An 18,092-nucleotide genomic window follows, 5' to 3' on the forward strand; every position below is an offset into this window, starting at 1 on the left:
GAGACACGCCATGGAATTCGACGCCATCTTGCTGCCCCCGCGCCGCGCGTCCAGCGTCGCGCAAGGCCTCTGGCCAGAGCGCACCATCAACGATGCGCTGGACGACTGCGTGGCCGCTTGCCCCGACAAGGTTGCGCTGAGCGCATTGCAGGTGGAAAGCGGCGCGACCACGCGCCTGACGTACCGGGAACTGGCCGGGCGGGCCGGGCGCATCGCGGCGGGCCTCGCGAGGCTGGGCGTTGGCGCCAACGATGTCGTGTCCTGCCAGTTGCCCAACTGGTGGGAGTTCACCGCGCTCTACCTTGCCTGCGCGCGCCTTGGCGCGGTGCTCAATCCGCTGATGCCGATCCTGCGCGAGCGCGAGTTGTCGTTCATGCTCCGGCACGCGTGCACAAAGGTTGTGGTGATCCCAAAGCGCTTTCGCGGGTTTGACTACGAAGCCATGTTCGATGGCCTGCGCCAGGCGCTGCCTGACCTGCAGCACGTGGCCGTGATCGGCGGCGCCGGGCCCAATGCGTTCGAGACCCTGCTGGACGGCGCCGGCGCGCCGGACCTGGCGGCCGCCCATCGCCCCGGCCCGGACGACATCACCCAGCTCATCTACACCTCCGGCACCACCGGCGAGCCGAAGGGCGTGCTGCATTCGTCCAACACGCTCATGGCCAACATCGTCACGTACGCCGAACGCCTGCGCCTGGGTGCGGACGACGTGATCCTGATGGCCTCGCCCATGGCGCACCAGACCGGCTTCATGTATGGCCTGATGATGCCGGTCATGCTGGGTGCGAGCGTGGTGTTGCAGGACATCTGGGAGCCGCGCAAGGCCATAGCGTTGATCCGGCAGGAGGGCGTCACCTTCACCATGGCCTCCACGCCGTTCCTCACCGACCTGGCCCGCACGGTCACCGAGACTGGTGGCGCCGTGCCCACGCTGCGCGCCTTCTTGTGCGCCGGCGCACCGATCCCCGGTGCACTGGTGGAGCTGGCGCGCGGCGCGCTGGGCGCCAAGGTGATCTCCGCCTGGGGCATGTCGGAAATGGGCGCGGTGACCACCACGCGGCTCGAGGACGACGATGAGCGCGCCTCCAGCACCGACGGATGCCCGTTGCCCGGCGTGCAAGTGCGCGTGGTCGACGCAGCGGGCGCGGCGTTGCCGGTGGGCGCCAGCGGCCGCCTGCTGGTGCGCTCGTGCTCCAATTTCGGCGGCTACCTGCGCCGTGCGCACCTCAACGACACCGACCCGGACGGCTGGTTCGATACCGGCGACCTGGCCCGCATCGACGCGCGCGGCTACATCCGCATCGACGGCCGCAGCAAGGACGTCATCATCCGCGGCGGCGAGAACATCCCCGTGGTCGAAATCGAAACCCTGCTGTACCGCCATCCGGCCATCGCGCAGGTGGCCATCGTCGCCTATCCCGACGAGCGCCTCGGCGAGCGCGCCTGCGCCTTCGTCGTGACCCGCGACGGCCAGCCATTCGACATGGCGGCGATGGTGGACTTCCTCAAGGCGCAGCAGATGGCCGCGCAGTACATCCCCGAGCGGCTGGTCGTGCAGGGTGCGCTGCCCTCGACGCCAGCGGGCAAGATCCAGAAATTCAGGCTGCGGGAGCAACTTCGCCAGAGCGGGCAAGGGGAGGGCGCATCCAGTGACCGCGCATGAAGCCACGCCGGCGATCGACGAGAACCTGGTACTGCTGGAGATGGTCGGCCGCGTCGCCGTGATCCGCCTCAATCGTCCCCGGCAGATGAACGCGCTCAACGATGCGCTGATGGATGCGCTCGGCCTGGCGCTGCTGGCGTGTGAGCAAGACGACGGCGTCGGCGCCATCGTGATCACCGGCAACGACAAGGCCTTCGCCGCCGGCGCGGACATCGCAGCCATGCGCGGCTGGGACTATATGGACGTGTTCAAGTCCAACTACATCACGCGCAACTGGGAGACGCTGCGCAATGTGCGCAAGCCAGTGATCGCCGCGGTCGCGGGCTACGCGCTTGGCGGCGGCTGCGAGCTGGCCATGGCCTGCGACATTCTCATCGCGGCGGACAACGCGGTGTTCGGCCTGCCCGAACTGAAGCTCGCGGTCATCCCAGGCGCGGGCGGCACGCAGCGCCTGCCGCGCGCCATCTCCAAGGCGAAAGCCATGGACATGTGCATGACGGCGCGCAACATGGATGCGGATGAAGCGGAGCGCAGCGGGCTGGTATCGCGGGTGGTGGCCGCCGGGCGGTTGATGGATGAAGCGATGGCGGTGGCGCAGACGATTGCCGGCTTCTCGCTGCCGTCGATGATGGCGGTCAAGGAGGCGATCAACCGCGCTTGCGAGTCATCGCTGTCCGAGGGCATGCTGTTCGAGCGGCGGCAGTTGCATGCGCTGTTTGCCACGGAGGATCTGAAGGAGGGGATGAATGCGTTTTTGGAGAGAAGGGCGGCGGTGTTCCGGCACCGCTAGACGGCATGTGGGCATCGATGCCGAAACCTCGATCCGCCAAAGCCGCAAAAGGGCTCCACGTCCACCCGGCAATTGCACCATTTTGGGGAAAAGAAGTTTGAATGCCAAGTCAACGGACGCTTAATACGATGCGTTTAGCAGAGAGCTGGCCGGTCAGGCTGGCTCAATGTTCGCGTGTTCACGGCTGCCCGGACGGTGGCCTTCCAAGGAAATGTCATGAAGAAGATTGTCGCTACCGCTTTTGCGCTGTGCCTTGGCGCAGCATCCATCGCCGCTCAGGCGCAAGGCACCGGCAAGGTTGATCCCTACACCCAGGGCGCCAAGGCTGGCAAAGCAGACCCGTACACCGATGGCGCCAAGGCTGGCAAGGCCGACCCCTATACCGACGGGGCCAAGGCTGGCGACAAGTTTGACCCGTATACCCAGGGCGCAAACAAGAGCTCGCGTGCCAACCTGACGGATTCGAAGGCGAAGAAGGCAAAGAAGTCGCATAAAAAGCAGACCAAGAAGGCTGCGCCGGCATCCGCCGCCGGGGCCTGAGCCGTCTCGCCGCGCGGCGGTTGACGCCTTGCGCCTGGAAAAACCCGCCAAACCGGCGGGTTTTTTTCATTCGGCGAACCGGGTTGGCTTGTCCCCGGCGCCGCGGGCCATGGCGATGACGCAGCCCAGGGCAAGGCTGCGCCGCTGCGCGTCGTGCCCGTCCTGCCTGGTTTGCCTGCCTGTTCCCCGAGCTCCCCGAGCGGGAGTCAGGGTGCCTCGCCGACCGGCATGATTGCCGTGGTATCGATGCGCTGGACCTTGCCCTGCTCGCGTACTTCCGTACGGAGCACGAAGCGCTCGCTCGGGCAATACCAATCCGTGATCTGCATGACCGAAGGCGTCGTCATGATCAACGTATCGACGAGCTGCGTTGGGCCAAGCGAGGAATGCTTTTCGTAAGTGATCGGTATGCAATCCTTGCGGCCCAGCGCGGTATCAATCACGCGGTGCCGTCCGACGTGGCGCGAGCTGATGGTGATCGTGGCGTGCGCAGCGCGCAGCTCGCCCACCTCATCATCCGTTCCGCGCGCATAGATCTTGAGCTTCACGCTGGAGCTGACCGTCTCGCCGCCAAGTATCGCGCCCTCGCGCAGATCTGCTCCTGCATAGTTGACCACACCTTCGCCTATGCTTGTCGACGTGCCATAGAGCCGGGCATAGCGTGCTCTCGCGTTGATCTCCGAGTGGATTTCGACGCGGACCGCCGACGGCGCAGCGAGCGGCGAGATGCTGACCAGGTCGCGCTGATCCGCAATGACCGGCGGCCCCATCAGCGCTGCCAGCGCGCTCTTCGAGTGAATATTGATGATCGCCTGGCATCCCGCCGGCGGGCTTTCCAGCAGCTCCTGGACCGTCGTTATTGACATCGGCATGGCGCCGTCCGCCTCCATCCGCACTTTCGCATTTGGACGAGACCAGAGCGTTTCCCAGCAGTTTGCGTTGCCGGCCGATGGCGGCGCCGCGGCCGGCAGCGGTCTTTCGGGCGGAATCGGCGCGTCGCTCGCGGCCCACACCACCACCTGGGTGGCAGACAGTACAGCGGCGATGCCAATCGCAGCAAGCTCGCGCTTAACGCACACTTTCTTCCCCACGGGACAAATTTCCATTTTACTGCCCGGGTCCGCAGCCAAGGGGAGCCGGCCGTGCGCCGGGCCTGCCTAACGCTGCACGGCGTAGAGGCTATCCCGGAATGAGTATGCCTCGTTCGTCACGTCCCTTTCCCTTCGTCCGGCAAGTTTTTCAACGGCCACGGTGTGTGGCTATCAACATATACAAATCGATCTAAATAATAAATCAACCGGACGGTCGGTTTATAAATATACTGCGGCATCGGTCCACAGGAAAACGCCATGTACACCCAATCACTGGATATCCCGGGCAACGCCCAGCCGCTCGAAACGGTGCAAGCCGACGTCTCGCCGGAACAGGCGCATTTCGACGCGGTCATGGACGCTGACGGCAAGATCGAGGCGCAGGACTGGATGCCGGACGCATACCGCAAGACCTTGATCCGGCAGATCTCGCAGCACGCGCACTCCGAGATTATCGGCATGCAGCCCGAGGGCAACTGGATCAGCCGGGCGCCGAGCCTCAAGCGCAAGGCCATCTTGCTCGCCAAGGTGCAGGACGAGGGCGGCCATGGCCTGTACCTGTACAGCGCGGCCGAAACGATGGGCGTGTCGCGCGACCAGCTGGTCGATGCCTTGCACGCCGGCAAGGCCAAGTATTCGAGCATCTTCAATTACCCCACGCCCACCTGGGCGGACGTGGGCGTGATCGGCTGGCTGGTGGATGGCGCGGCGATCATGAACCAGATCCCGCTGTGCCGCTGCACCTACGGCCCGTACGCGCGCGCCATGATCCGCATCTGCAAGGAGGAGTCCTTCCATCAGCGCCAGGGCTTCGATGCGCTGCTGTCGATGATGAAGGGCACGCAGGCCCAGAAGGACATGGTGCAGGAGTCGGTGAACCGCTGGTGGTGGCCGGTGCTGATGATGTTTGGTCCCAGCGACAAGGATTCCATCCATAGCGGCCAGTCGTTCAAGTGGGGCATCAAGCGCATCTCCAACGACGACCTGCGGCAGAAGTTTGTCGACGCAACGGTCGAGCAAGCCAAGATCCTCGGCGTGACGCTGCCCGATCCGGACCTGAAGTGGAACGAGGCGCGCGGCGCGCACGACTACGGCGCGATCGACTGGGAAGAATTCTGGCGCGTGGTCAATGGCGACGGGCCTTGCAACAAGGAGCGCCTCGCCACCCGGGTGAAGGCGCACAACGATGGCGCCTGGGTGCGCGAAGCCGCGCTGGCGCATGCCGAGAAACAGGCCGCCCGCGCCCGCAAACAAGCTGCTTGAACAGGAGACAAAGATGAACAAGGAATGGCCAATCTGGGAAGTGTTCGTGCGTAGCAAGCAGGGCCTTGACCACAAGCATTGCGGCAGCCTGCACGCGCCTGACGCCAGCGGCGCGCTGCGCATGGCCCGCGACGTCTACACGCGCCGGCAGGAAGGCGTGAGCATCTGGGTGGTGCCCTCAGCCATGATCACGGCGTCGGACCCGGCGGACAAGGAGTCGTTCTTCGAGCCGGCTGGCGACAAGATCTATCGCCACCCGACGTTTTTCGTGCTGCCCCCCGAAGTCGACCACATGTAAGGCGGGACCCAGAACATGACCACGCCCCAACATTTGTCGTACGTGCTGCGCCTGGCCGATAACGCGCTTATCCTTGGCCAGCGCAACAGCGAGTGGTGCAGCCAGGGCCCGGCGCTCGAGGAAGACATAGCGCTGGCCAACATCAGCCTGGACCTGATTGGCCAGGCACGCCTGCTGTATTCACACGCGGCTACCCTTGACGAAGCACTGAACGGCGCACGGAAAACCGAAGACAGCTACGCCTACTTCCGCGCCGAGCGCGAGTTCGCCAACTACACCTTGGTGGAGTTGCCCCACTTCGGGCCGCTTGCCGGCACGGCACGCGCCGAGCGCGACTATGCGGTCACGATCACGCGCAACTTCCTGTATTCCGCGCTGATGGGCCACCTGTGGACGGCGTTGCAATCGTCCACCGACACGCATCTGGCAGCCATCGCCGCCAAGTCGCTGAAGGAAACCCGCTATCACCTGACCCACGCCGCCGACTGGCTGATCCGCTTTGGAGACGGCACCGAGGAGTCGCACCGGCGCGCGCAGGCGGCGCTGGACTACCTGATGCCGTACACCCGTGAGTTCTTCGCGGCCGATGCGGTGGAAACCGCAGTGGCAGCGGCCGGCATCGGTCCCCTGATGGCGGACCTTCAGCCCGCCTGGCAGGCTGACGTTGCCGCCACGGTGGCCCAGGCCACGCTCACGTTGCCGTCCGAGGCGAAACACATCACCACCGGCAAACACGGCGAGCACTCGGAGCACATGGGCTACCTGCTTTCCGAAATGCAGAGCCTCGCGCGCCAGCATCCCGGCGCCACCTGGTAGACCAAGATGAACGCTGCTGACACGCTGATGGAGTCCGACGCCACGCTGGCGCGCGCGTGGACCGTGCTCGAAGCCGTACCCGACCCGGAAATCCCGGTGGTGTCGATTCGCGAACTGGGCATCCTGCGGGACGTGCGCCGCGGCGCCGACGGCGTGCTCGAAGCCGTCATCACGCCAACCTATTCGGGCTGCCCTGCCATGTCGCAGATTGCCGAGGACATCGGGCAGGCCTTGAACGCCGCCGGGATCCGCCCCCATCGCGTTGTCACCGTGCTCGCCCCGGCCTGGACCACCGACTGGATGACCAGCGAAGCGCGCGACAAGCTGCGGCAATACGGCATCGCGCCGCCGATGGGCAACTGCGGCAGCGGCCACGCGCCGCAAGAGAAGACCATCCGCTTCGTGCCGCGCACGGCAACGCACGCAACGCACGCAACGCACGACCGGCCCGCATGCCCGCAATGCGGCTCCGTGCACACCGAACGCCTGGCGCAGTTCAGCTCGACGGCCTGCAAGGCACTGTACCGCTGCCTCGATTGCCGCGAGCCATTCGATTATTTCAAACCGTACTGACAACCGTACCGACCTGGACCGACAACATGGCGACACCGCAATTTCATCCGCTGCGTATCCGCGAGGTACGGCCCGAGACCGCCGATGCGGTGACCGTCTCGTTCGAGGTGCCGGAGGCCCTGCGCGACGCGTACCGTTTCACGCAAGGGCAATTCGTCACGCTCAAGGCGCATCTTGATGGCGAGGAAACCCGCCGTTCGTATTCGATCTGCGTGGGCGTCACCGACTATGACCGCGATGGCGAACTGCGCATCGGCATCAAGCGGGTACGCGGCGGCAGGTTCTCCAATTTCGCCTTCGACACGCTGCAGCCCGGCCACGAGATCGAGGTGATGACACCCGACGGGCGCTTCTTCACCCACCTGAACGCCGATCTGTCGCGGTCCTACGTGGCGTTCGCGGGCGGCTCGGGCATCACGCCAGTGCTCGCGATCATCAAGACCACGCTGGAGACGGAGCCGACCAGCCGCTTCACGCTGGTGTACGGCAACCGCAGCGTTGACGCGATCATGTTTGCCGAGGAGCTCGAAGACCTCAAGAACCGCTTCATGAGCCGGTTCTCGCTGTATCACGTGCTGTCCGATGATCTGCAGGAGGTCGAACTGTTTAACGGCGTGTTGGATCAGGCGAAATGCGAGGCCTTCCTGGCCACGCTCGTGCCCGCCGCCGAGATCGACGAAGCCTTCATCTGTGGCCCCGGCCCGATGATGGACGCCGCCGAGGCCGCGCTCAAGGCCGCCGGCGTGGCGCCTGCGAAGGTGCACGTGGAGCGCTTCGGCACGCCGCTGCCGCAAGCGGGCGTGCCGCCGATCGAGATCACCGACGATACGCCGGCTGCGGATCTGGAGCTGATCATCGATGGCAAGAAGCGCAAGCTGCGGCTGCCGTACGTGGGCGTGAGCGTGCTGGACGTCGGCCTGAAAGCGGGCCTTGCATTGCCCTATGCCTGCAAGGGCGGCGTGTGCTGCACGTGCCGGGCCAAGGTCCTGGAAGGCGAAGTCAAGATGGAAAAAAACTACACGCTGGAGCAGCGCGAGATCGACGATGGCTTCGTGCTGACCTGCCAATGCCATCCGGTCTCCGACCGGGTTGTCGTCAGCTACGACGAACGGTAAACAAACGGTAAATCGACGCACACGAAGTGCAGTACCGCAATCCTTTAAAGAAATACGGCCCCCGCAATGAATCACGCCCTGTTTGAAAAACACGAGAAGACACTTGCCCAAGCCCTGGACGCCATCCGGACCCGAGGCTACTGGAGCCCCTTCAACGAGATGCCCAGCCCGCGCACCTACGGCGAAACCGCCGCCGCCGACGGCGAGGCGGCATTCAAGGCGCAACTCGGTCAGCCCTTCGTGCTCGAGCAAGCCGGCAGCAGCGGCACGGTCGGAGCGGAACATTCCCCATTCGGCTTCGCGCTGAACATCGGCTATCCCAATGCCGAGCCGGACGCGCTGATCGCGGCGGCGCAAGCGGCGCAGCTGCAATTCCGCAAGGCCGGCCCGAAGGCCTGGGTCGGCGTGAGCCTGGAGATCCTGGCGCGGTTGAACCAGGCGAGCTTCGAAATCGCGCACAGCGTCATGCACACCACCGGGCAGGCGTTCATGATGGCCTTCCAGGCCGGCGGCCCGCACGCGCAGGACCGCGCGCTAGAGGCGATCGCTTATGCGTGGGATGCCATGCGCGACATTCCGCAGACGGCTTACTGGGAAAAGCCGCAAGGCAAGAATCCGCCGCTCGCCATGGAAAAGCGCTTCACCGTCGTGCCGCGCGGGATCGGCCTGGTGATCGGCTGCTGCACGTTTCCTACCTGGAACAGCTATCCCGGCCTGTTCGCGGACCTTGCCACCGGCAATGCCGTCATCGTCAAGCCACATCCCGCCGCGATCCTGCCGCTGGCCATCACCGTGCGTATCGCGCGGCAGGTGCTGGAGGAGGCTGGCTTCGATCCGAACGTCGTGACCTTGATGGCCACCGCACCCAATGATGGCGCGCTGGTGCAGGCGCTCGCCACGCGTGATGAAATCCGGCTGATCGACTTCACCGGCAGCACCGCCAACGGCGATTGGCTGGAGACGCATGCGCTGCAGGCGCAGGTGTATACCGAGAAGGCGGGCGTCAACCAGATCGTGATCGACTCGGCCGACGAACTGAAGGCGGTGTCGCGCAATATCGCCTTCTCGCTCGCGCTCTACTCGGGCCAGATGTGCACCGCGCCGCAGAACATCTACGTGCCGCGCGATGGCATCAAGACGGCGCAAGGCACGGTCCCGTTCGAGGAAGTGGCCCAGTCCATCGCCGATGCCGTGCAAAAGCTGACCAGCGATCCGGCCAAGGCCGTGGAGCTGATCGGTGCGATCCAGAACAAGGGCGTGCTTGACCGGATCGAGCAGGTGACCAAGCTGGGCGTGCCGCTCCTTGCCAGCCAGCGCCTGGTGCATCCGGCCTACCCGGAAGCCAGCGTCAGCACGCCGGTCCTGCTGAAGCTCGACGCCCGGCGCGACGAGGATACGTTTACGCAGGAATGGTTCGGCCCGATTGCGTTTGTGATTGCCACTGATTCCACCCGGCATTCGCTGGAACTCGCCGCGCGCATCGCTCGCACGCGCGGCGCGCTGACGCTGTCGGTCTATAGCACGGACGAGCAGGTGCTCGATGCCGCTGACGAGGCTGCGGTGTCCGGCGGCGTTGCGCTGTCGGTCAACCTGACGGGCGGCGTCTTCGTGAACCAGTCGGCTGCGTTCTCGGACTTCCACGCCACCGGCGCAAATCCCGCGGCCAACGCGAGTCTTGCCGACACGGCCTTTGTTGCCAACCGCTTCCGCGTCGTGCAAAGCCGGCGGCATGTGCCGCAGCGTACCTAAGCGACCGCGTATCCAGCACTTCCGATCAGTAAGCAGGCACCTCGCCAACCTGGGCGGCACGACGGCAAAGACCGTCGACGCGCATGACCAGGCTGGCAGGCTGCCGCGTGGCGCCCCCGTTCCCGCCACCGTCCGTTCCTCTTTTGCCGCGTCATTCTCAGGAGACAACCGTGGTCCAGCCAATTCCTCAACCGGGTGAGCTCGAAGCCATCGAACTAGCCAGCCGCGACGAACTCCAGGCGCTGCAACTGGCGCGCCTCAAATGGTCGCTGCGGCATGCTTATGACAATGTGGCGCACTATCGCCGCGCCTTCGACGCCGCCGGGGTGCATCCGGACGACCTGCGCCAGCTATCCGACCTGGCGAAATTCCCCACTACGACCAAGAAGGACCTGCGCGACAACTATCCGTTCGGGCTATTTGCCGTGCCAAAGGACGAGGTGGTGCGCGTGCACGCATCGAGCGGCACCACCGGCAAGCCGACCGTGGTGGGCTACACCGCGAAGGATATCGACACATGGGCCAACGTGACGGCGCGCTCGATCCGTGCAGCGGGCGGCCGGCGTGGCGACACGCTGCACAACGCGTTTGGCTACGGCCTGTTTACCGGCGGCCTCGGCATTCATTACGGCGCCGAGCGGCTCGGCTGCATGGTCGTGCCCATGTCCGGCGGGCAGACCGAGAAGCAGGTACAACTCATCCGCGATTTCGAGCCGTCGATCATTCTCGTCACGCCGTCTTACATGCTTAACCTGATCGACGAGATGGCGCGCCAGGGCATGAACCCGGCGGAGTCGTCGCTGAAGATCGGCATCTTCGGCGCCGAGCCGTGGACCCAGGGCATGCGCAGCGAAATCGAGACCCGGGCGGGCATCCAGGCCATCGACATCTACGGCCTCTCGGAGATCATGGGCCCGGGCGTGGCGTCCGAGTGCATTGAAAGCAAGGACGGCCCCGTGGTCTGGGAGGACCATTTCTATCCCGAGATCATCGATCCGGTCACCGGCGAAGTGCTGCCCGACGGCAGCCAGGGCGAACTGGTGTTTACCTCGCTCTCCAAGGAAGCCATGCCGATGATCCGTTACCGCACGCGCGACCTGACCGCGCTGCTGGCGCCGACATCGCGTTCGATGCGCAGGCTGGCGAAGATCACGGGTCGCTCCGACGACATGCTGATCATTCGCGGCGTCAACGTGTTTCCGAGCCAGGTCGAGGAGCTGATTCTCGGCATTGCGCGGCTTAGCGGCAACTACCAGCTGTGCATCACGCGCGACGGGCATATGGATTCGCTGTCCGTGTCGGTGGAGGCGCGCGCGGAGATCTGCGGCTCGCTGGCCGAAAGCGAGCGCGCGCAGCTGGCTCGTGAGCTGCAGCACCGGGTGAAGACGATGATCGGCGTTTCCACGGCCGTGCGCGTCCTGAATGCCGGCGAGATCAAGACCACCGCCACGGGCAAGGCGCAGCGCGTGCTCGACCTGCGGCACCTCGGCGCCTGAGGCGGTAACCGCGGGGGGCGTGAGAAGCGAGCGAGAAGCAAGCCAATCGCAGCCGATTCACGCTGGGCGAAAAAAACTATTCAAAAACGTAAAAGGCTGTTGTACAATCCGGCCTCCGTTTCGATTGAGACGGAACTTGTTCCCCGATAGCTCAGTTGGTAGAGCGCCGGACTGTTAATCCGTAGGTCCCTGGTTCGAGCCCAGGTCGGGGAGCCAAAAAGCGGGAGTAGCTCAGTTGGTAGAGCGCAACCTTGCCAAGGTTGAGGTCGCGAGTTCGAGCCTCGTCTCCCGCTCCAAAATGGCAAAATTTACCCGCTAGGGTATCGTGAGAGCGCCCGCACAGGTCGCCTCCCAAACGAGAGGGTGCACGAACCTCCCGTAGCTGTCAACATTCCATCTGCTACAAATACGAAACCAAATCCCGCATCTCGTCGATATCGGGGTGGACATACTTCATCGTCGTATTGAGACTCGTATGTCCAAGCTGAAGCTGAACAAGCTTCGGGTTCTTCGTCACTCGCATCAATTTCGTTCCGGTCGTATGGCGGAAACGATGGCAGGATGCAACTATCCCATGTGTATCCCTTAGCTCCGCGAAGACGTCACGCAGATTCCATTCGCCCATGGCTTCCCGAGGGTCAGTCCGTTTCGCTCGAGTTCGAAACGGGCCGACATTGAAGACCTTCCAGTTTGGGTTCGTTCCGCCGAGGCGCTTGCAGTATATTTTTCGATACATTCCCAACTCGGAGAGTAAGGCTTGTGGTACGGGAATGTCGTAAGATCGCCGGGTCTTGCTGGTTTCGGATCTGAGGTGAATAGTGCGTTGTCCGACGTCTATATCACGCCACTCCAGGTTGAGAATCTGTCTTCTCCGCATGCCCGTGAAATAGAGCGTCTTGATGAACGCTCTCCAGAACCAGATAGGTCGCATGCAGGGCGGCCACGGGTGCTCTGGATTGTCTAGTAGCTGAAATAACAGGCTCAGCTTTTCCCTCTGAATGACCTTCGGCAGTTCATGATGCACAGGTGCCTTCTTGACGACGCGGAACGGGCTTGAGGCAACGACCCCAGTTTCCACGCCGTATTGGAAGATCGCAGAGAGATGCCGGTGTAGCGTATTGTAAGTCGAAGCCGAAGTGCCCTTGATAACCTTGTTTCTGTAGTCAATAAGGTTATCAACACTCAATTCCTTCGCGTCAATATCGCCTACTCCTCGGATAAGGTGAGTAGTCTTCTCCTTGTACGATTTCACCGTGTCTGGTGCCAGAATTTTGTTGCGAAGATACTCTTCCAATAGTTTCGAGATCAACATTCTTTTTTCCGATATTTGAAATATTAATATCCAATCTATCCAATAAATATGGATAGTTCAAATGTTGACAAAGAGTAGATGCGTTGCGCTGTCAACAGTGCTGCTGGGACGATTTTTCTCCGCTTTATCTTTGATATTCAGACGGATTCGGTAGAGTAGTCTTAGGCGCGGAAAAAGGCAGTTGTGGGATTCTGCCAAGTAGATTCTTAGATGTGCAGGGCGAAAATACGGGGTTATGGAGGAGGTGTTGTGTGCCCCGTAAATCTACGGATGACAGCCGGTTGTGAGCTGGGGCATGATTTGCGCACACGCATTGTGTTCGAGCGAGATGGAAATAATTGGCGTCAGTGAGAAATCCAGTGACTCTGAAGAATATCCCGGTTGTCAATCGGACTTGTCCTATCTAATGGTCGAAAAAAATAGGGAGGCGAAGCGAGTTCCCAATAGCATCGCCAACGGCAGGGATAGTGAAGGTAATCGGCTATTGCCTGGATTGACCTACGGCCTGCATGCGCAAGGGTGTTCGCCTGCCCTGGGTGGCGTGTTTGCCGTTTGGGATGGCCGGTGCTTTCTGAACGACGTGACAGGTGAAGTGGTTTCGCCAGCCGACGGCGGCTATACCCACGCGATGCTCGTCACACGTCGTGATGCATAAAGCACCCTCAGGGCCTTCGCGGAAGGCATTCCAGTTCTCGGAAGAGCCGCTGCACTGGGCGCCGCGGCTGAGGCTGCTTTGGGTGGGCGGCGCTCTTGGTCACGGCATCTATTGGATCGTCTGGTCTTTTGTGTTTGTGCAGCCCCACGACAGCCTGGCGCTTCGTGGATGTGTTGCCGGGCTGTGGTTCCTGGTTGGCACAGGACGATATCTAAGAAGCTGCAGCGGGAGAATCTCGTCGTATGTCCACTATGCGATATTTATCCTCAACGTGCCGTTCTTCTTCTCGTACATGTACTTGGCGAATGGAATCGACAATCGCGTATGGGCGATGTCGTTCGTCTGCGCCATCTACTTGACGTTCTTTTCCCTACGCGTGCTGTCCGGGTTGGTGTGCTTCGCGATTGGGAGCACGCTGGCGGTGGCCGTCCTTCACCTCGCGCCCACCGGCGAGTTCACCGGTGTTCCAGTCCAGGATGGTGCCGTGATCCTGCCAATATTCCTCTTTGCCTTTGCCACAGCGGTGGCTGGGGCTAGCCGGCGAGATCAGCAGGTCAGGGACGGACTTGTGGGCGCGTGGCGCGCGTTGGCCGTCCTGGCACATGAGGTTAGGAGCCCCATGTTTGCATTGCGCATGCAGATGCTGGCCTTGAAGGAGGAGATGCTGGATAGATCTGATCGGTGTGACCAGGCCTGGGGTGAGATCTTGGATCGTCTGGAGAGGCGGATATCGGACGTACATAGCAACCTGAATTTCCATCTCGAGAACGTCCGATGGTCTAGTGGCGAGGCGGCGGAGGACACCAGCGCGACATTTGACTTGGCGGAGGTTGCGCGGGATGCGCTCGATACGTTGGCGGGAGGGAGGAATGCGCCGTTGATTGAGCTTCGCGGTGACGCGAGCTGTCTTGTGCGAGGCGATATCGGTGGCGCGCGTCAGATTGTGGTGAACCTCCTTCGTAACGCGATTGCCGCCGTGGCGGCGGCCGGTGGCGGGACGGTGTCCTTGGAGTTGGCGCAGCGGGATGGTTGGGGCGTAGTGACGGTGGAGGACTCGGCTGGCGGTCTGTCGGCCGCGCTAGTGCAAAACCTCTTTGTGCCATTTTTCAGCGCGAAGAAGGAGGGCATCGGGGTGGGCCTTTACGCAAGTCGAATGATCGCTGAGCGGATGGGAGGCGCAATACAAGTCATGTACGAGGATCGCGTGTTCACACGCTTTCAATTGGAGTTGCCGAGCGTATGACGATGCCGCTTCGAATGCAATGTGGTGTGCTACTGGTGGACGACGACGAAGATGTGCTGGCCAGCATGACGAAGGTCCTACGTCGACGCTTACCTCACAACAAGATCTACACTGCGTCGACTTGCTGGTCGGCATTGGCCTTATTGGAGAAGCACGCCATTGATCCAGACGCGCTCTCGCGACGGTTGGTTGAAGAGGTCGGGTTGGTGCCCGGCAAGCGATCCCTGCGAGTGAATGACAGTCTGCTGAGCGGCTTCGAATTGCACCGCCAATGTTTGGAGCAGATCGGCGTCGTCGTACTGGACTACGCTATGCCCGAATTGACCGGCTTCGAGGTGGCGGACTTGCCGATCTGTCGCGGACTTGGGAAGGTCTTGCTGACGGGGCAGGCATCACCACGTCACGCGATAGAGGGGTTCAACGCGGGCGTCATCGACCGCTTCATACGGAAGGACGATCGCGAGGCAATTCGACGTGTCGTGGACTATATTCGGGAGCTCGAGTGCAAGGTGACGGCATCCGTCGCTGACGCGGCATTGAGCATTTTGCAGCGGCAATCGCTACCCTTCCTCGGGAATCCGGTGTTGCTCGCACTGCTTGATGACGTGACGCGCGACGCCGAGGCTGTCTGGGTCACCGTCAGTCTGACGCCGCCAGGGGTTACGGCGATCGATAAGGCTGGGCGCATGAAGCGCTGGCTCGTCATGGATGACGAGGCCGGAGTGTCCCAACTGGAGGTAGCCCGGGAGGCGGGGGCACCTGAGGCGTTCATGAAGGCAATCCTGCGCGGAACACATTTGCCATTCTTCCTCGGTGCGCTGAATGCTGGGGGGTACTACGAACATGGCTTGGAGTGGTCAGCCGGCTTGCACAAAGTCATTGCCGACATCCCAGGGTTCAAGGTCGCGGAACTCCCAAGATGCTCCCCGGTTTGACAGAGGCATTTCCGGAGTTGGAGGCGACGCGCGGACGCCTGAAGGCGTCGGGACTTCGCCTCAATTATGCGTCACCCGTCTGCTCACGCTTCATCAGTCACGAGTGTGGCTCGATGACCCGCAGCGCCCGGTTGGCGGGATCGCAGTTTAGCTCTCCATACGCGGCGTTGCCCACGGTTGTAAGGCCGGGTGTGGTAGCGAGTGCGTATTTTGGTCCTTTTGGCTCGGCGTCGTGGTTGCTGGTCGAGTACGAGGACGGGGCTGACCCGGACGCCGTGCTGATCGGGCATGCGAAGCTGCACGTCTTGCTTGATACGCGGTACATGGCGGCGTCGTCCGCTTATTTCGGCAACCAGCGACTGACCGAGCGTGAGGCGCAGGCTTTGTCTTTGACTGCGACCGGAAAGTCCAGCCGGGAGATCGGCGAGCGGTTGGGTATATCGGCGCGCACGGCTGATCACTACATCGATGAGGCTCGCCGAAAGCTCGGCGCTCAGAGCCGCGCCGAAGCCGTGTTCCTGGCGATGCGATCGGGATTGTTTCGTGTGGAACCTTGGTGCCGCTAGTAAAAGGTTATACGCCGAGTTTCGGGATAGGGGAGCCGAGGCGATCGGGGGCTGACTGCGTAGTTCAGGGATCGGTCTGACGGCTGAGTTCGGCCATCTTGTGTCGTACACCAGGCGACCCGCTCCGACCTTCGAGTGTCAGCGGCATCCCAAATCGGCCACCCATTCGACATCTCAAGTTGCAGTCTCCCGCTGCCGTTCGGAACGGCACCGTAGTAAGATGTCGTATCAGTCGCATCGCACGTCGTTAGCCCTGCGTCAGGGTGACTAACAGCATCGAGCTCGCGGGGTCGCCCCCCGCGCGTGTTGCATGCTGATGACGATCGTCGACAGGCCCATTGAGGTCACCACCACAACATATTGAGCCATACGGGGTCCCCCAACCATGAAGTTCGTTCACGGCAGCGATATTCGGCGCGGGCTGCGCGAGATTTCACCGAACCAGATTGCAGTCGCCTACGTCGGCATCGATTGGAAGACCTATATCGTTCCCGAGAAGCTCCAAGACATCGTACTGTCTCCGACTGTCGGCACGAACCCTGCCGCGATCGTCGAGATCGCCGAGGCGATCGGCTGGGAGCACGTCTATTTCCTCGACAACTTGCATGCCAAAATTTACCTCGGAGAGCGCAGCGCGGCGGTCGGCAGCTTCAATCTGACGGCAAACGGCTTGAGCGCCGAAGGGCTACAGGAAGCCGGGTTCCTCGTCGATGATGCGCGGGCGCTAGTCGAGTTGCGCGCGCGGCTTGATGACTACCGGCGGCAGGCGGCTATGGCTTATCCGACCATTTCGTCCAAACTCGCGCGCCTGGCCGAACTGCGCGCGCTTTGGGATCGCGCTATCAAGCAGGGTGTGATTCGCAACGATGCGCAGGCCACGGCTCTGGACGCTTATCGACCGGTGTCCGCCGATGAAATTTACGTGTGCTGGGTGCTCGGCGACATCACTCACACCGATCAGATCGTCTCGCCCGGGACAGTCAACAACTCACTGGCGTTCCTCGAATCCGACATGGTGCGGCCCGACCGCTGGATTCTCTGCTGGACGCCGCGCGGCGACGGGCACCCGGACGAACGCTGCCGCCCCTACTGGCTGCATGTCGACGAGGTGATCGAGGGGGGCGCACAGGAGGCGCCCTATACGAAGGTCGCCGTCGAGCGAACCGGCCGGTCCGAGCTCCCTCCGCCGTTCGAGATCACCGATGCGGCGGCGCGTGCGCTGTATGCAGTGCTGAACTCAGGCGAATTCCCGGAATTTCTCGACCATCATGAAACCTGGTCGGTCGATCGCACGCTGCCGCGCCTACCCGCGTTCCTGCGTGCGATGAGCGAGGCCGCGCGGCACGCCGCCACCGCCGCCCACACCCCCGAATCGGCTGAGGAGCGCGGCACGGCCACCGTCTCGCCCGACGTGCTGGTCCGTGAGTTCGGCGCGCGCATCCGTGAGGCGATGGACATTTCGCTTTCGAAGAAATACGTGAAGACAACGATTGAGGGCCTGCTAAAGACGTATCCGCCCGTCACTCTGGCCAAGCGGCTCGTGAAGCCCGGCTCCGACATCAAGAGCGGCCTGAAAAGCCTCGCGAAGCACGGGGCGCTGCGCCTGTCGTTCGAAAGCATCATGCTCGAACCGTGTTTCGCACCCCTGTTCAACAAGAACGACCTCGACTGCGCGCGCTTCAACTTGTTCGAGGCCGATCCGTCCTACCGACCGCCATCGCCGTAGCACGGCTTGGCTGGGGCGGTTCCCAAAGCTGCCCCAGCCGCTTCCGGCACTCCTGCGATTCCCGTATCTTGACGGTCGTCAATACCGACCAGTAAAACGAAATCATGTGGCCACCGTGCTCCGATTACTGCCTGTCGCGAAATTACGCAATGAGCGTCTGCAAAGGGTCTGCTACGCAAGTTCGGCGCCGCAGCCGGCCCAGCCTGACTTCCGAGATCGGCCAAAAGCAGACGTTCGACATCGCGGCGTAAATTGTTGGCA

The 18,092-nt window shown here is 62.6% G+C and carries 17 protein-coding genes and 2 tRNA genes; 17 read left to right on the top strand and 2 right to left on the bottom strand.

Going from position 1 to position 18,092, the window contains the following annotated elements; translation table 11 throughout:
- Positions 1-10 precede the first annotated feature (10 nt).
- The 3 genes from aliA to RR42_RS23715 all read left to right on the top strand — a co-directional run bounded on the left by aliA (position 11) and on the right by RR42_RS23715 (position 2,993).
- Positions 11-1,663: a cyclohexanecarboxylate-CoA ligase gene (gene aliA / locus RR42_RS23705; RefSeq protein WP_043353518.1), complete on the top strand. Its 1,653-nt coding sequence runs from the start codon at positions 11-13 to the stop codon at positions 1,661-1,663.
- Entirely contained in the window at positions 1,650-2,453 is an 804-nt protein-coding gene (locus RR42_RS23710; RefSeq protein WP_419188908.1) for an enoyl-CoA hydratase, read from the top strand. The genes aliA and RR42_RS23710 overlap by 14 nt, the downstream gene beginning before the upstream one ends.
- A 216-nt stretch (positions 2,454-2,669) precedes the next feature.
- Entirely contained in the window at positions 2,670-2,993 is a 324-nt protein-coding gene (locus RR42_RS23715; protein ID WP_043353520.1) for a hypothetical protein, read from the top strand.
- 206 nt (positions 2,994-3,199) lie between these two features.
- Here RR42_RS23715 and RR42_RS23720 read toward each other — a convergent pair whose 3' ends face one another.
- Positions 3,200-4,099 (bottom strand): hypothetical protein, encoded by a 900-nt coding sequence (locus tag RR42_RS23720; RefSeq protein ID WP_236702167.1) that lies wholly within the window; start codon positions 4,097-4,099, stop codon positions 3,200-3,202.
- Positions 4,100-4,342: 243 nt separating this feature from the next.
- Between RR42_RS23720 and paaA the strand changes: the two genes are divergently transcribed.
- The 9 genes from paaA to RR42_RS23765 all read left to right on the top strand — a co-directional run bounded on the left by paaA (position 4,343) and on the right by RR42_RS23765 (position 11,690).
- Positions 4,343-5,347 carry a 1,2-phenylacetyl-CoA epoxidase subunit PaaA gene (gene paaA / locus RR42_RS23725; protein ID WP_043353524.1) on the top strand — a complete coding sequence of 335 codons (1,005 nt, stop codon included), beginning with the start codon at positions 4,343-4,345 and terminating at the stop codon, positions 5,345-5,347.
- 13 nt (positions 5,348-5,360) lie between these two features.
- Entirely contained in the window at positions 5,361-5,645 is a 285-nt protein-coding gene (gene paaB / locus RR42_RS23730) for a 1,2-phenylacetyl-CoA epoxidase subunit PaaB (protein ID WP_006156041.1), read from the top strand.
- Between the two features lie 15 nt (positions 5,646-5,660).
- A complete protein-coding gene (paaC, locus tag RR42_RS23735) occupies positions 5,661-6,461 on the top strand; it encodes a 1,2-phenylacetyl-CoA epoxidase subunit PaaC (protein ID WP_043353526.1) in 801 nt (266 codons plus the stop codon).
- Positions 6,462-6,467: 6 nt separating this feature from the next.
- Positions 6,468-7,034 (top strand): 1,2-phenylacetyl-CoA epoxidase subunit PaaD, encoded by a 567-nt coding sequence (paaD, locus tag RR42_RS23740; RefSeq protein ID WP_043353527.1) that lies wholly within the window; start codon positions 6,468-6,470, stop codon positions 7,032-7,034.
- A 26-nt stretch (positions 7,035-7,060) separates the two neighbouring features.
- Positions 7,061-8,149, top strand: coding sequence for a 1,2-phenylacetyl-CoA epoxidase subunit PaaE (paaE, locus tag RR42_RS23745; protein WP_043353528.1), 1,089 nt, complete (start codon positions 7,061-7,063; stop codon positions 8,147-8,149).
- A 66-nt stretch (positions 8,150-8,215) separates the two neighbouring features.
- Positions 8,216-9,898 carry a phenylacetic acid degradation protein PaaN gene (gene paaN / locus RR42_RS23750; RefSeq protein ID WP_043353529.1) on the top strand — a complete coding sequence of 561 codons (1,683 nt, stop codon included), beginning with the start codon at positions 8,216-8,218 and terminating at the stop codon, positions 9,896-9,898.
- Between the two features lie 170 nt (positions 9,899-10,068).
- A complete protein-coding gene (gene paaK, locus RR42_RS23755; RefSeq protein ID WP_043353532.1) occupies positions 10,069-11,394 on the top strand; it encodes a phenylacetate--CoA ligase PaaK in 1,326 nt (441 codons plus the stop codon).
- A 140-nt stretch (positions 11,395-11,534) separates the two neighbouring features.
- Positions 11,535-11,610, top strand: a tRNA-Asn gene (locus tag RR42_RS23760).
- Positions 11,611-11,614: 4 nt separating this feature from the next.
- Positions 11,615-11,690, top strand: a tRNA-Gly gene (locus tag RR42_RS23765).
- A 104-nt stretch (positions 11,691-11,794) separates the two neighbouring features.
- Here RR42_RS23765 and RR42_RS23770 read toward each other — a convergent pair.
- A complete protein-coding gene (locus tag RR42_RS23770) occupies positions 11,795-12,706 on the bottom strand; it encodes a tyrosine-type recombinase/integrase (RefSeq protein WP_043353536.1) in 912 nt (303 codons plus the stop codon).
- A 328-nt stretch (positions 12,707-13,034) separates the two neighbouring features.
- Here RR42_RS23770 and RR42_RS39860 point away from each other — a divergent pair, with 328 nt between their 5' ends.
- From RR42_RS39860 to RR42_RS23790, 5 genes are all read left to right on the top strand, one after another.
- Positions 13,035-13,361, top strand: coding sequence for a hypothetical protein (locus RR42_RS39860; protein ID WP_144409930.1), 327 nt, complete (start codon positions 13,035-13,037; stop codon positions 13,359-13,361).
- Between the two features lie 82 nt (positions 13,362-13,443).
- The gene (locus tag RR42_RS23775; RefSeq protein ID WP_158408299.1) at positions 13,444-14,604 is read left to right on the top strand and encodes an ATP-binding protein; all 1,161 of its coding nucleotides are present in this window, start codon (positions 13,444-13,446) and stop codon (positions 14,602-14,604) included.
- A complete protein-coding gene (locus RR42_RS23780) occupies positions 14,601-15,539 on the top strand; it encodes a response regulator (RefSeq protein ID WP_043353542.1) in 939 nt (312 codons plus the stop codon). The genes RR42_RS23775 and RR42_RS23780 overlap by 4 nt, the downstream gene beginning before the upstream one ends.
- A gap of 236 nt (positions 15,540-15,775) precedes the next feature.
- The gene (locus RR42_RS40480) at positions 15,776-16,105 is read left to right on the top strand and encodes a response regulator transcription factor (RefSeq protein WP_158408300.1); all 330 of its coding nucleotides are present in this window, start codon (positions 15,776-15,778) and stop codon (positions 16,103-16,105) included.
- Positions 16,106-16,490: 385 nt separating this feature from the next.
- Complete coding sequence (locus tag RR42_RS23790) at positions 16,491-17,831, top strand: phospholipase D family protein (RefSeq protein WP_043353546.1); 1,341 nt, start codon at positions 16,491-16,493, stop codon at positions 17,829-17,831.
- Positions 17,832-18,092 lie beyond the last annotated feature (261 nt).

Origin of the sequence: Cupriavidus basilensis, from assembly GCF_000832305.1 — a bacterium.
Taxonomy (GTDB): domain Bacteria; phylum Pseudomonadota; class Gammaproteobacteria; order Burkholderiales; family Burkholderiaceae; genus Cupriavidus; species Cupriavidus basilensis_F.